The following is a 13,821-nucleotide window of genomic DNA, read 5'->3' as shown; positions in this document are numbered from 1 at the left end:
CTACCACACAGGCCCGAAACCGCTTCTCCATCAGCCGCTTTGACTTTGATCGGTCTTGCGGCCATCGGTCGGCGGTTCGCACCGTCTCATAAGGCTGCTCGACTCACAGCTATCGCAGAACAGCGGCGCAAAGTGGCTTTACATGACAGAGATAGTTTGTAACATGTGAGTCGGCAGACCGCGAAAGGGAAAGTGATGGAGTTCGATCCTGACGTCGTGCACGCGAGATATCGCGCGGAGCGGGACAAACGTCTTGTTCCCGGCCGCACCTCCATCCGTGACCTGACTCCCGGCGAGAGTGCCGCAAGCTATCGAGCCGATCCATTCACTCCTTACATTTCACGCGAGGCTGTCAACGATGACCCAGATGTGGTCATCGTCGGCGGCGGCATCGCCGGGATCCTCGCCGGCGCGCACCTGCGCAAGGCAGGCATCAAGCGGATTCGCATCGTCGACATGGCCGGCGGCATCGGCGGAACCTGGTACTGGAATCGCTACCCCGGCGTCATGTGCGATGTGGAGTCGTATCAATACCTCCCGATGCTGGAAGAGCTCGGTTATATCCCGAGCAGGCGCTACGCATTCGGTGAGGAGATTCACGAGCACCTGCAGGCGATCGCGCGCCGCTTCGACCTCGAGTCGGATGCCTTGTTCCACACCGGGGTAACCCAAGCCGTCTGGGATGACGACGCCGGTCGGTGGACTGTTCACACCGATCGCGGCGACAACCTATCGTGCCGCTATTACGTGCTGGCCGTAGGCATTCTCAATCTGCTCAAGCTACCGGCCATTCCAGGAATGGACGACTTCGCCGGCCGTGCCTTTCACACCGCGCGCTGGGACTACGACTTCACCGGGGGTGCCGCCGGCCAACCGATGACCAACCTCGGCGATAAAGTCGTCGCACTCATCGGAACAGGGGCCAGTGGTCTGCAGTGTCTGCCTCCGCTGGCCGAAGCCGCGAAACATGTCTACGTCTTCCAGCGCACTCCGTCTGCGATCGGGGTCAGAGGCAACCGGCCGACGGACCCGTCGTTCGCCGAGGGTCTTGCGCCCGGGTGGCAGAAGGCCCGCATGGACAACTTCCAATCGATCATGCTGGGCCGGCCAGTCGAGGAAGATCTCACAGACGACGGCTGGACGCATCACTACGCCGCGATCCAGAATCCGCCGAGGCGCAAGGGCATGACGGCCGACGAGTTCCTCCGCACGGCAGAAGAACTCGACTTCGCCATCATGGAGGAGCACCGGCGGCGAATCGACGAGCTCGTCCGCAAGCCCGATGTCGCCGCCATACTCAAGCCGTATTACCGCTACCTGTGTAAGCGACCGTGCTTCCACGACGAGTACTTCGATGCGTACAACCGCGACAACGTCACTTTGATCGACTGTCCAGCCGGCATCGAGCGGATCACCGCTCAGGGACCGGTCGTCGGCGGCCAACAGTACGAAGTGGACGGCATCGTGTACGCCACCGGGTTCGAGGCCGAGGTCACGCCCCTTCCCCGCCGTGTCGGGCATGACGTGATCGGCCTCGATGGCACCTCACTGGCTGAAAAATGGGCCGACGGTGCCGCCACGCTGTTCGGGATGACAAGCCGCGGCTTCCCCAACATGTTCGTCATGCCCGCTCCGGGTCAGCAGTCGGTGGTGACCGTCAACTACACCCAACTCGCCGAGTTGGGTGCCGAATTCGTCGCGGGAGCGGTGGCGTCGCTTGAAGCGCGAGGGGCGCGGCGATTCGACGTGAGCGCCCAAGCGGAGGCCGACTGGATCCGCCAGATCGTCGAGACCTTCGTCGATCCCAGCGCCGTGCTGTCCGCGTGCACCCCCTCGCGCCTCAACAACGAGGGTGACCCCGGCGCTACCCGGGCTCGGGATACCAATTTCGGCAGGGGCTTCGGCGACTACTTCGCCTATCGCGAATTGCTGGAGGGCTGGCTCGCAGCGGGCGACTTCGAAGGTCTGGATGTGACATGACCGTTCGCCAACGGGTTGTCGTTGTCACTGGCGGCGGTGGCGGGATCGGCGCGGCCATCGCCGAATCAGTCTCGCGTACAGGCGCCTTCGTGGTGACAGTGGACCCGCTGGTCTCAGTCGACGGATCTACGGCTTTGGCGCAGCCCGAGCAGACCACGGCCGACCGCATCGTCGCCGCGGGTGGTGGCGCCCGGTCCTCGACTGTGTCGGTGACTGATGAATCTGGCCTCACGCAACTGTTCACCGAATTGGCTGATGAATTCGGGGGGCTCGACGCCGTGGTCAACGTGGCCGGCATCAGCCGACCCACCGGCTTTGCGAAAGGTAGTGAGCAGGACTGGCTCGACGTCTTGTCAGTACACCTCGACGGCTACCGAAACGTGCTCGGCGCCGCCCTGCCGCTGATGGCGGCGGCGGGACGGGGTCATATCGTCGGCGTGACCTCCGGATCGGGCTGGCGGGCCGCCGACGCCGGGGCCTACGGCTGCGCAAAACGTGCGGTGGCGTCGCTGACCTGGCAGCTGGGGCGTAACGCGCCCAAAGGGGTTGTGATCAACGCGATCTCGCCGATTGCCGCGACCCGGATGGTTGCCGCCGCATTGGCTCGTACGCAACAGGACGGCCGCGTCTCCACCGGCGGGCTCTCACTGCAGACCATGCCCCAAGCCGACGAGCTCGGTCCACTCGGTGCGCACCTCGTCAGCGATGCATTCGCCGCATGTCAGGGCAGGGTACTGTTCCTCGGCGGTTCGGAAGTGGCCGTGATCGACGAGCCACGGCTCATTGAAGTGGTCCCGAGCGGCGGCACGAGCGCATCACGCCAGATCATCGAGGCCGCAACCACTATTGCGCTGGTGCCGGCGGAGGCGAATCAGGTCAGTGGCGGTGGTAGCAACGCCCGCTTCGGCTCCGCCTTCAGCCAGGCGCCGGCCACAACTGTCACGCCCTCGCAGACCACATCGACATGCGCGGTGGTCGCTGACCGCCCCGCCGTGGCAGCGGCGATATCGGCCGCGCTCGATGCGCGTGGCACAACACCTGTGCAGATCGATTGCTGTACCGCGCTTACTGACATCGGCGCGCTCGATGCCGTGGTGGTCGCGCTCGCCGGGCGCTCCGCACCCGTCGGCGCGCCGTCGGGGTGGAAGAAGATTCTCGACGAGCACGCCGAGGTCGTAGCTGACATCTATGCCGACGGGCAATGGTCACGTGCGGTCGCCGATCTGTCGATCAGCACGGGGCGTCCCGTGCGCCTCGTGACGGTCACCGATGCCACCACCGCCGGCGGCCGCAGCCGGGCCCAGGCTTGCGCTCAACTCGCACGATCGGGCCACGAAGCCACCGGCAACCTCGTGACGCCGTTCGCGGTGAGCGCGGAATCGAGCGACATTCCCGCCGAGCTCGTTGCCCACCTGGTGTGCAGCCCGGAAGCCGCCGGTTTGGCGGGAGCTGAATTGGTCTCCGGTGCAGGCTGGTTCGGACTGCGAAGTCATCCACGACCGATCGGCAGCATCAGTTTCGGTGGGCCCGAGGTGCCGCCGTGGTTCGACGAAACCCTGCGAGAGGTGGTGCAGACGCGATGACGGCGCCCGTAGCCAAACCGGCTCGGATCGTGGATGCTCACGTCCATCTGTGGGATCCCGCCCTCACCGAGTGGTACCCGTACCTCTCGGGCCGGGAAGAACTGGACATGGGTGACGTCTCAGGTATGTCGCGGCGGTTCGACGCAACCACCTATTTCACCGAGGCGGCAGGCTGGAACGTCGAGAAGTTGATCAATGTCGCCGCGGCTACGGGCTGGAACTCGATCGAGGAGACCCTCGAGCTGAATCGGCAGGCGGACGTTGACGGACGCCCCGATGTGATCATCGGCGGGTTGCCGCCAACTGACTCCGTCGCAGAAACGGTCGCCGCCATCGACCGTCAGCTTGAGTCCCCACGGTTCCGGGGCGCGCGACCGATGGGGGCCGCCGAGGGCCCCCTGCCCGGAGATGACGTGCTCCACGCGCTGCACGAGCGGGATCTTCTGGTGGAGTTGATGATTCATCCGGATCTGCTACTGCCCACAGCCCGACGGCTGGAATCCATCGACGCCCCCGTCGTGGTGCTCGAACACGCCGGCTGGCCGCGCAACGGATCGGCCGACGAGTACGCGCTTTGGTCTGAGGGGATCACCGCACTCGGCAGCCTCGGGCCCAACGTGGTCTGCAAACTCTCGGGGCTTACGGTTCCGCTGGGCTCCATGGGCGTCGACGTTCTCGCGCCCTGGCTCGAATTCGCGATCGAGGCCTTCGGCACCGACCGGTGCATGTTCGCGAGCAACTTCCCCGTCGATGGCATCAGCGGCACTCTCGACGAGTTGCTTTCGGCCTATTCGGCCATCACCGCGCACCTGGACACCGAGGAAAGGGACAGGATTTTCGCCGGCAACGCGGAGCGGATCTACCGCTGCTAGCGCAAATGTAGACCATTCACCGGTGCGTCGATCCGGCCTGCAGTCAGCCTCTGCAGGCCGATCGAACGGCGCTCTGAATCTGTTGACGCTCAGGACTTTTGGGCGCAGTTGCCCATGGGCGCGGCTGCGCTCCCGAACCATCGAAATCTGATACTCCCCTTGACGCAAGCATCGCACTTTACTATTTTTATAAAAACAAGGAGTTATGGATGGAATCCTGCGCCGGCCGGTATACCGGAGACGAGATCAGCCCGTGGTGACAACCGGGCCATCGTCGACGCGTCGGCTCCTCGGCCCACCCCTTGTCGGCCTGGCGACGGTCCTCACGATCGGGGCCATCGTGGCCGCCGCGGCGGCGATGTTCCGGGGCGACTTCACCAAAACCGTTCCACTGACTCTCATGTCGCCGCGCGCGGGCCTGGTGATGAACCCCGACGCCAAGGTCCAACTGCTGGGCGTGCAGGTCGGCAGCGTCAGGTCCATCGAGACCCTTCCAGACGGGCAGGCCGCTCTTCATCTGGACATGGATCCGGCTCAGCTGCAACAGATTCCATCCAATGTGGTGGCGAGTATCGCCTCCACGACGGTGTTCGGCGCGAAGTTCGTTCAGCTCCTCCCCCCGCAGGATCCCTCCCCCGTCAGCCTCAAGCCCGGCCAGGTCCTCACCGGTGATCACGTGACCGTCGAGGTCAATACCGTCTTCCAGCAACTGACATCGGTGCTCGCCCAGATCGATCCACCCAAGCTCAATCAAACCCTCGGCGCGATCGCCGCCGCCTTCAATGATCGGGGAAACAAGATCGGCCAAGGTCTCGTGGATCTGGATACCGTCCTGGCCGACCTCGATCCGAGCCTGCCGACACTGGAGGACGAGTTCACGATCGCGCCCGGCGTCGTCGATTCCTACGCTGACGCCGCACCGGATCTGCTTGACGTCGCGCGCAATTCCACCCGCATCAGCCAGACGCTCGTCGAGGAAGAGCGCAACCTCGACGCATTCCTGGTCAGCACCATCGGATTGGCCGATATCGGCAACGACGTTCTGGGGACCAACTCTCAGCCCCTGGCCAAGGTGTTGCATCTGCTGGCACCGACCACCGACCTGACCAACGAATACAGCCCGGCGTTGAACTGCGCCCTGGCCGGAATGCTGAAGCTGTCGACCAATGCCCCGCTGAGCGAACCGGGAGCCGTCGACTCGGTCGGACTTCTCCTCGGCAGGGAACGGTATCGGTACCCCTCTGACCTTCCGAAGGTTGCGGCCAACGGGGGGCCGAAGTGCCTGGATCTGCCGAACGTGCCGTTCGGCACCACGCCGCCGACCGTCATCGCCGACACCGGTGCCAACCCGGCTCAGTACGGTAACCAAGGAATTCTGCTCAATTCCGACGGTCTGAAGCAGATGCTCTTCGGCCCGCTCGACGGGCCGCCGCGCAACAGCGCACAGATCGGGCAGCCGGGATGAGCCGATCCTGGGTCACTGTCGTCAAATTCGGCATCTACGTGACGGTTATGGCACTGCTCACCGCATCGCTGTTCTTCATCTTCGGTCAGTACCGGACCGGTGCGGCCAACACCTACAGCGCGGTCTTCACCGACGCGTCCCGACTCAAGACCGGCGACACCGTACGGGCCGCCGGCATCCAGGTCGGCACCGTCCGCGATGTGTCGCTGCAGCCCGACGGCAACGTGCTGGTCGGATTCGACGCGGACCCGACCGTCGCCCTCACCGCGGGTTCGCGCGCCTCGGTCCGCTACCTCAACCTGGTCGGCGACCGATACCTCGATCTCACCCAGGGCACCGGGTCAGGGCGAATCCTGCCGCCGGGCGCCCAGATCTCGCTCGACCACACCACGCCGGCACTGGATCTGGATCTCCTGCTCGGCGGCCTGAAACCCGTGATCCAGGGCCTCAACCCGCAAGACGTCAACGCATTGACCGCGTCGCTGCTGCAGGTGTTGCAGGGACAGGGCGACACGCTCGCGTCGCTTCTGGCCAACACCTCGTCGTTCTCGAACAGCCTGGCCGACAACGGCGCTGTCATCGACAGGCTGATCACCAATCTCAACACGGTGATGGCGACGATGGCCAAAGACGGCAACCAGTTCGGTGGGGCCCTCGACCGGCTCGAGCGCCTGACCACCGAACTGTCCCAACAGCGTGACCCGATCGGCTCGGCCATCGATGCGCTGGACTCCGGCACCGCCTCGATCACCGACCTGTTGACCAGTGCCCGTCCCCCCTTGGCCGCCACCGTAGATCAGCTGAACCGGCTCGCCCCGCTCCTCGACGAGCGGAAGGACCTTGTCGACGTCGCGCTCCAGCGGGCGCCGGAGAATTACCGAAAGTTGGCACGGCTCGGCTCGTATGGCAGCTGGATCAACTACTACCTCTGCGGAATCTCCGTGCGCGTGACTGATCTGCAAGGCCGCACCGCCGTATTTCCCTGGATCAAACAGGAAGGCGGGAGGTGCGCTGAATCATGATGCTCAAATATCGCGGCCCTCAGATCATTCGCGCGGGCTTCATCGGCGTGGTCCTGGTCATGTTGACCATCATCGCCGGGCTCAACACCCAGGCGCTGACCACCTGGGCCACCTCGGTGCGGTTCGAGGCGCTCTTCGCTGACGCAGGGGGGCTGGCCGTCGGTAACGACGTGACCCGCTCCGGCATCAAAATCGGTTCCGTATCCGACATTTCGCTACAGCAGGGCCTTGCCCTGGTGACAGTGACCGTCGATGGCCGGTACCGGCTGGGCTCGCAGACCACCGCGCACATCCGCACCGGGACGCTGCTCGGCCAGCGCGTTGTCACCCTGGATTCGGCCGGTTCCGGTTCGATGCGGCCCAACACCGTCATTCCCATCGCCCGTACCTCGACGCCCTACTCGCTCACCGAAGCCGTCAGCGACCTCACCACCACGACCGCCGGCACCGACACAGCGAGCCTGAACCAGGCGCTCGACACCTTGTCGACCACGATCGACACGATCGCACCGCAGGTCGGACCGACATTTGACGGCCTGACGCGGCTGTCCCAGGTGCTCAACCAGCGCAACGACTCCCTGCGTGACTTGCTCACGCACGCAGCCGATCTGACCGGTGTGCTGTCGCAACGCAGCGATCGTGTCAACACCCTCATCCTCAACGCGAACGACCTGGTCGGTGTGCTCGACGAACGACGGCAAACCCTGGTCAACCTTCTGGAGAACGTCGCCGCCGTCTCCCAACAACTGTCCGGATTGGTCGCGGACAACAAAGCCAAACTGGCCCCGACCCTGGACAAGCTGAACTCGGTCACCGCGATCTTGGAGAAGAACCGCGACAATATCGCCAAAGCACTACCGGGCTTGGCGAAATACGAACTCACCCAAGCGGAGACGGTATCCAGCGGCTTCTATTACACGGCGTTCATCCCGAACCTGGTGCCGGCGCAGATGCTGCAGCCCTTCATGGACTATGCCCTCGGGTTCCGCCGCGGCGTCGACGCAGGCCAGCCGCCGGACAATGCCGGTCCGCGGGCCGAACTTCCGTTCCCGTACAACGGGATTCCCGGCGGGAGTCGATGATGCTCCCGAAGTGGCTTGTCCGTTGCCTCATCGCCGTGTTCGCCATTCTGGTCGGCGGCGCAGCGGTCCTCCTCGTGCGTAACACCTTCTTCGGGCCCACAACGATCACCGCGTACTTCGCCAGTGCGACAGCGATCTACCCCGGTGACGACGTCCGGGTGTCAGGAGTCAAGGTCGGCACCATCACCGCGATCGAACCCCAAGGGCCGCAGGCGAAGATGACGTTGCGGGTCGATCACGGTGTCGCGATTCCCGCTGACGCCAAGGCTGTCGTCGTCGCGCAGAATCTGATCGCCGCGCGCTACGTCCAGTTGACACCGGCCTACACCACCAGCGGACCGAAAATGGCCGATAACGCGGTCATCCCGCGCGAGCGCACCGCGGTACCGGTCGAATGGGACGAGGTGAAGGCGCAATTGATGCGCCTGGCAACCGATCTGGGCCCCAAGGCCGGGACCGATACGACATCGGTGGCGCGCTTCATCGATTCCGCCGCCAATGCGCTCGACGGCAATGGTGAGAAGTTGCGGGGCACGCTGTCGCAGTTGTCGACGATCGCCCGGGTATTGGCAAACGGCAGTGGCAATCTCGTCGATATCATCAGCAATCTGCAGGTCTTCGTAACCGCACTGCATGACAGCAACACTCAGATTGTGCAGTTCGAGGACCGGTTGGCCACCCTGACGAGCGTTCTGAACAACAGCCGCAGCGACCTAGACGCGGCGTTGACATACTTGTCGGCGGCTGTCGGCGACGTCCAGAGTTTCATCGCCGAGACCAGGGACAAGACCTCCGAGCAGATTCGCCGCCTGGCCGCGGTCACGCAGAACCTGGCCGATCACAAGGTCGACCTGGAAAACATTCTGCACATCGCGCCCAACGCCTTCTCCAACCAGTACAACATCTACGGACCTGACAACGGCGCGCCGATCGGCGCGTTCGTGTTCAACAACTTCTCCAATCCGGTTCAGTTCATCTGCTCCCAGATCGGCGCGATCCAGAACGCCACCGCACCGGAAACGGCCAAGCTCTGCGCGCAGTATCTCGGCCCGGCGCTGCGCCTGCTGAACTTCAACTACCTCCCGATGCCGGTCAATCCGTACCTGATGAAGTCAACCGATCCCGACAAGCTCATCTACACCGATCCCGCGCTGGCGCCCGGCGGTAGCGGCCCGGCTCCCGGCCCGGCTGACGAGCCACCGGCGGTCTCGGCGTACACCGGACTGGAGCCACCGGGGCCGGGCCAGCCGCCTGCCGTCGCACCGGGACCGTCTGCGCCCGAACATCTTCCGGCTTTCCCGTCACCGGCGTTGTTTCCCGGCGCCCCCGTTCCGCAGGGACCCCCGCCCGGTCCGGCAAGCCTGCCCGGCATGCTCATGCCCGCCGAGAGGCCTGCGCCATGACCGGGCGGACGTACCGCGTGGTCGCTGTCGGCGCCGCCGCGCTGATCACCGCGGGCTGCGGCTTTCAGGGACTGAACTCGCTGCCACTGCCCGGCGCCGTGGGTCGCGGATCCGGTGCCGAGGTGTACCACGTCGAGATCGCCAATGTGGGCACGCTGGAGTCGAATTCTCCGGTGATGATCAACGATGTCGTCGTCGGCAGCGTCGGGAAGATGCGGTTCACGAACTGGCATGCCGACGTCGAGATTTCGCTGCGCCCCGGGGTCACGGTGCCGGCCAACGCGATTGCCCGGGTCGGTCAGACGAGCCTGCTGGGATCGATGCACCTGGCCCTCGACCCACCCGTGGGCCAGCCCCCGCAGGGTCATCTGCAACCCGGCAGCACCCTGACATTGAACGAGTCGTCGACCTATCCGTCCACCGAACAGACGTTGTCGGCGTTGTCGGCAGTGGTCAACGCGGGCGGTCTGGGGCAGGTCGGCGATATCATCCACAACTTCAACGCCGCACTCTCGGGGCGAGAACCCCAGATCCGGGATCTGTTGTCTCGTCTCAACGACTTCGTCGGAATGCTGGCACGCCAGCGGGACAACATCATCGCCACGATCAACGGGCTGGACAGGTTGTCGAGCACTCTCGCCGGGCAGGTCGGCGACATCGACGAGGCCCTGCACAAGATCCCGCCGGCCCTGGACGTGCTGATCCGCGAACGTCCCAGGATCACCGACGCGTTGGACAAACTGCGCTTGTTCAGCGACACGACGACCACTCTCGTCAACGACACCCAGGCCGACCTCGTCAGGAATCTGACCAATTTGGGGCCGACCATTCGCGCCCTCGCCGACGTCGGTCCGGGTCTGAACCGGGCGTTGGCCTTCGCCACGGTCTTCCCCTACGGCCAGGATCTGATCGATCGCGGCGTGAAGGGCGATTACATGAACTTGTTCACGGTCATCGACCTCACGATTCCGCGACTCAAACGGTCACTGTTTCTCGGAACCCGTTGGGGCGACGCCAATGCGCAGCTCGTCGCCGCACCCGGTGATCCCTCCTACTTGAACTACACCTACAACCCACTGGGCGTCGGGGTGCTGCCGCCGGACCCTGCACCGCCGGCGGCTCCGCCACCCCCGGTCGCCCCGGCCGACGAAGGTGGTCGCTAGATGCTCACTCGTTTCGTCCGCATCCAGCTGATCATCTTCACGATTGCCTCGGTCGTCGGGCTCACTGTGATCGGAGTCAAATACCTCCAGACCGCGACCCTGCTCGGCCTGGGCCGGCTCACCGTCACCCTGCAACTGCCCGCCAGCGGCGGGCTCTACCGGTTCAGCAACGTCACCTACCGAGGCGTTCAGATCGGCAAGGTCACCCAGGTCAAGGTCGTCGACGGCAGGCGCGTGGAAGCCACCCTCTCCCTGGATGATTCGCCCCGAGTGCCCGTCGACCTCATCGCACACGTGCGCAGCATCTCCGCGGTCGGCGAACAGTTCGTCGACCTACAGCCCAACACCCAAGGCCCGCCCTACCTGTCCGACGGATCGGTCATCCCGATGAGCAGGACCGCCATCCCGCAACAGGTCGGGCCGATGCTCGATCAGCTCAACAACCTCGTCGGGAGCATTCCCAAAGAGCGGATGCACGACTTGCTCGACGAGTCGTTCAAGGGATTCAACGGTGCCGGATACGATTTCGGATCACTGATCGACTCGGGCACGACTCTCACCCACGACCTCAGCGGTATCGCCGAGCGCAACCGCACTCTCATCGACGACAGCGCTCCGCTGTTGCGCTCCCAGGCTGACAGCGTGGATGCGATCCGGACCTGGGCACACAGCATTGCGGGTCTGACCGGCCAACTGGCCCAGAATGATCCACAGCTGCGCACCGTATTGGACACCGGACCCGGATTCGCCGACGAGGTCTCGAAGCTGCTCAATCAGGTGAAGCCGACACTGCCGGTGCTGTTGGCCAACCTCACCACGGTCGGACAAGTCATGGTGACCTACCACCCATCCATCGAACAGCTACTCGTACTCTTGCCGCCGACGGCGGCCAACTACCTGTCCATCACGCCGAGCAACAACGCGACGGGGCTTCCGATGGGCGACTTCGGTATCTCGATCGGGGATCCGCCGGCCTGCACGGTGGGCTTTCTGCCGCCGTCGCAATGGCGCTCACCGGCCGACACCACCACCGTCGACACCCCGGACGGCCTGTATTGCAAGCTGCCCCAGGATTCGCCGATCGCCGTGCGCGGCGCGCGCAACTATCCCTGCATGGGCCACCCCGGGAAGCGCGCACCCACCGTGCAGATCTGTGACAGCGACAAGCCCTACGAGCCGCTCGCCATGCGTCAGCACGTGACCGGTCCCTACCCACTGGACCCGAATCTGATCGCCCAGGGCGTCCCGCCCGACACCCGAGTCGACCCGAGCGACAACATCTTTGGGCCGTTGCAGGGTACGCCCCCACCGCCGAGCGCGCCCGCACCAGACCCGGCACCGTCCGTCGCGCCGAGCGCCTTCGATGGCAGCGGCCCGTCGGTGGCGACTGCCCGCTACGACCGTCAGACCGGCGCGTACATGGCTCCCGACGGACACCTGTACCACGCCGCGGATCTGACCACTACCGCGCCGAAGGTGTGGACCGATCTCGTGAGCGGGCCCCAGTGACACGCCGCGCCGCGGTTGTCGCCGTCGCGGCGGCAGTGGCGATGGGCCTGACCATGCCTCCCGCACATGCCGAGTCCAGCGCACCACTCAACGGCCGATTCCTGGCTGTCTCCAACGGCGACTGGGCTCAGACCAACGACTCCTACCGCAACGAGGCAACCGTCCGCAGCACCTGGACGATCACCTCGACGTGTATCCAGGGCGACGAATGCAGCGGCCAGGTCACCAGCGACCAGGGCTGGTCGGCGCCGCTGCGCAAACAGAACGACACCTGGATCGTCGACCGCGACCTCCCCGACTGGGAACCCTGCCCGGATGGCACCGCCTATCCAGGCCACCAGAAAATCCGGTTCTGGCGAGTCAATGCCGATGGCAGTCAAGACTTTTCCGGCAAATCGCCGGTCTTTGCCGGCGAAGACAAGACGGTGGGCCAGAGCGGCGCCTGCGGCATCAACAAGTGGCTGGCCATCCGGATGCCGTTCTCGCTGCAGCAGATCGACTGAGCGTCCCGCACCGAGCGGGACCCCTAACGCAATACCCGCACCGGCGCGTGGTGCCAGCCCACAACATTGGTCATGGCGACCCGCTTGAGCCGGTCGCGGTGAACTTCGAAGCGCGGCATGAAGTCCAGCAGCTTGTCCAAGGCGACGACACTTTCCATCCGGGCCAGAGCGGCGCCCAAGCAGCTGTGGATGCCGTACCCCAAGCCGAAGTTCTGCGCCTCGCTGCGATCGCGGGTGATGTCGAACGTGTCGGCACCGCTGAACGCCCGCTCGTCACGGTTGGCCGCGCCCAGGCACAGCAGGACCGGCTTGTTGGCCGGGATAGTGCCACCGGACAACTCGACATCGGCGGTGCTGTACCGCACGAGGTACTGCGCCGGGGCCTCCCAGCGCAGCAGCTCCTCGACCGCACCCGGGATCAGACTGCGATCCGCATACATCATCGCCCACTGGTCAGGATGATCGGCGAACGTCACGATGGCGTTGCCCACCAGCTTGGTGACGGTCTCGGCACCCGCCCCACCGAGCATCGAGGCGAATCCGGTGATCTCGATGTCGTCGAGCCTGGTCATCTCGCCGTCGCGTTCGATTTCGACATTGATCAGGTCGGTGATCATGTCGTCCTGCGGGTTGGCGCGATGTTCCTGGATGATCTCGTAATACATCAGACCGGTTTCGATGCCGGCGGCGATGCCCTCTTCGGGCATCTCGACCTTGCCGTATTCGCGTTCCAGCTGCTTGTCCAACAACAGTCGGACCTTCTGCCGCAGCTCGACGGGGACACCCAGCATGGCGGTGATGACCTCGACCGGGAACAGCGCCGAGAAGTCTTGCACCACATCGAAATTCTCCGGGTCGACGGCATCGAGGAACCGGTCGATCTGGGTGATCACCGTCTGGCGCTGGCGTTCGATGGCCCGCGGGGTGAAGACCTTGTTGACCAGGCTGCGCATCCGACGGTGATCGGGCGGATCCATCATGATCATCAGCGGCGGTACCGGATTGTCGGACTGCACCATCGCCAGGTCGATACCGCGCGCCGACGAGAACGTGGTGTGGTCCTTCATGGCCAGCGAGACGTCTGCGTGCCGGGTCAGCGCGTAGAAGTCGTATTTCTCGCTGTAGTAGACGGGTGCTTCGTCGCGCATACGCCGGTAGGTGGCGTAGGGCGAGTTGAAGAAGTCGTCCGAGAACGGGTCAAAGACCACTTTCGACGTTGTCACCATATCCTCCTCGACC

The 13,821-nt window shown here is 64.7% G+C and carries 11 protein-coding genes; 10 read left to right on the top strand and 1 reads right to left on the bottom strand.

Annotated elements, in window-relative coordinates; translation table 11 throughout:
* Positions 1-195 precede the first annotated feature (195 nt).
* The 10 genes from EV580_RS29565 (at position 196) to EV580_RS29520 (ending at position 12,582) form a co-directional block, all read left to right on the top strand.
* Positions 196-1,980, top strand: a complete 1,785-nt coding sequence (locus EV580_RS29565; RefSeq protein ID WP_133696118.1) for a flavin-containing monooxygenase — start codon at positions 196-198, stop codon at positions 1,978-1,980.
* Positions 1,977-3,563: an SDR family NAD(P)-dependent oxidoreductase gene (locus EV580_RS29560; protein ID WP_133696116.1), complete on the top strand. Its 1,587-nt coding sequence runs from the start codon at positions 1,977-1,979 to the stop codon at positions 3,561-3,563. Before EV580_RS29565 ends, EV580_RS29560 begins: the two co-directional genes overlap by 4 nt.
* Positions 3,560-4,435, top strand: coding sequence for an amidohydrolase family protein (locus EV580_RS29555; RefSeq protein WP_133696114.1), 876 nt, complete (start codon positions 3,560-3,562; stop codon positions 4,433-4,435). Before EV580_RS29560 ends, EV580_RS29555 begins: the two co-directional genes overlap by 4 nt.
* Positions 4,436-4,691: 256 nt before the next feature.
* Positions 4,692-5,900, top strand: a complete 1,209-nt coding sequence (locus EV580_RS29550; RefSeq protein ID WP_286171921.1) for an MCE family protein — start codon at positions 4,692-4,694, stop codon at positions 5,898-5,900.
* Positions 5,897-6,922, top strand: a complete 1,026-nt coding sequence (locus tag EV580_RS29545) for an MCE family protein (protein WP_133696111.1) — start codon at positions 5,897-5,899, stop codon at positions 6,920-6,922. Before EV580_RS29550 ends, EV580_RS29545 begins: the two co-directional genes overlap by 4 nt.
* Positions 6,922-8,004 (top strand): MCE family protein, encoded by a 1,083-nt coding sequence (locus EV580_RS29540; protein WP_133696801.1) that lies wholly within the window; start codon positions 6,922-6,924, stop codon positions 8,002-8,004. The genes EV580_RS29545 and EV580_RS29540 overlap by 1 nt, the downstream gene beginning before the upstream one ends.
* Complete coding sequence (locus EV580_RS29535; protein WP_286171920.1) at positions 8,004-9,407, top strand: MCE family protein; 1,404 nt, start codon at positions 8,004-8,006, stop codon at positions 9,405-9,407. Before EV580_RS29540 ends, EV580_RS29535 begins: the two co-directional genes overlap by 1 nt.
* Entirely contained in the window at positions 9,404-10,570 is a 1,167-nt protein-coding gene (locus tag EV580_RS29530; protein WP_133696108.1) for an MCE family protein, read from the top strand. The genes EV580_RS29535 and EV580_RS29530 overlap by 4 nt, the downstream gene beginning before the upstream one ends.
* Positions 10,571-12,079, top strand: a complete 1,509-nt coding sequence (locus EV580_RS29525; protein ID WP_133696106.1) for an MCE family protein — start codon at positions 10,571-10,573, stop codon at positions 12,077-12,079.
* The gene (locus EV580_RS29520; protein ID WP_286171919.1) at positions 12,076-12,582 is read left to right on the top strand and encodes an Rv2253/PknI dimerization domain-containing protein; all 507 of its coding nucleotides are present in this window, start codon (positions 12,076-12,078) and stop codon (positions 12,580-12,582) included. Before EV580_RS29525 ends, EV580_RS29520 begins: the two co-directional genes overlap by 4 nt.
* Positions 12,583-12,605: 23 nt before the next feature.
* Here the strand turns inward: EV580_RS29520 and EV580_RS29515 are convergent, their stop codons facing one another.
* Entirely contained in the window at positions 12,606-13,805 is a 1,200-nt protein-coding gene (locus EV580_RS29515; protein ID WP_133696105.1) for a cytochrome P450, read from the bottom strand.
* Between the last annotated feature and the right edge of the window lie 16 nt (positions 13,806-13,821).

Source organism: Mycobacterium sp. BK086, from assembly GCA_004362315.1.
GTDB lineage: Bacteria > Actinomycetota > Actinomycetes > Mycobacteriales > Mycobacteriaceae > Mycobacterium.
Note: the sequence above shows the minus strand (reverse complement) of the source record. Positions and strands in the feature narration are given on the sequence as shown.

Bases quoted from the DNA above. Each gene is read 5' to 3' on its own strand.
- EV580_RS29535 (WP_286171920.1), top strand. From the start codon at position 8,004: ATGCTCCCGAAGTGGCTTGTCCGTTGCCTCATCGCCGTGTTCGCCATT.
- EV580_RS29530 (WP_133696108.1), top strand. From the start codon at position 9,404: ATGACCGGGCGGACGTACCGCGTGGTCGCTGTCGGCGCCGCCGCGCTG.
- EV580_RS29555 (WP_133696114.1), top strand. From the start codon at position 3,560: ATGACGGCGCCCGTAGCCAAACCGGCTCGGATCGTGGATGCTCACGTC.
- EV580_RS29565 (WP_133696118.1), top strand. From the start codon at position 196: ATGGAGTTCGATCCTGACGTCGTGCACGCGAGATATCGCGCGGAGCGG.
- EV580_RS29560 (WP_133696116.1), top strand. From the start codon at position 1,977: ATGACCGTTCGCCAACGGGTTGTCGTTGTCACTGGCGGCGGTGGCGGG.
- EV580_RS29525 (WP_133696106.1), top strand. From the start codon at position 10,571: ATGCTCACTCGTTTCGTCCGCATCCAGCTGATCATCTTCACGATTGCC.
- EV580_RS29545 (WP_133696111.1), top strand. From the start codon at position 5,897: ATGAGCCGATCCTGGGTCACTGTCGTCAAATTCGGCATCTACGTGACG.
- EV580_RS29540 (WP_133696801.1), top strand. From the start codon at position 6,922: ATGCTCAAATATCGCGGCCCTCAGATCATTCGCGCGGGCTTCATCGGC.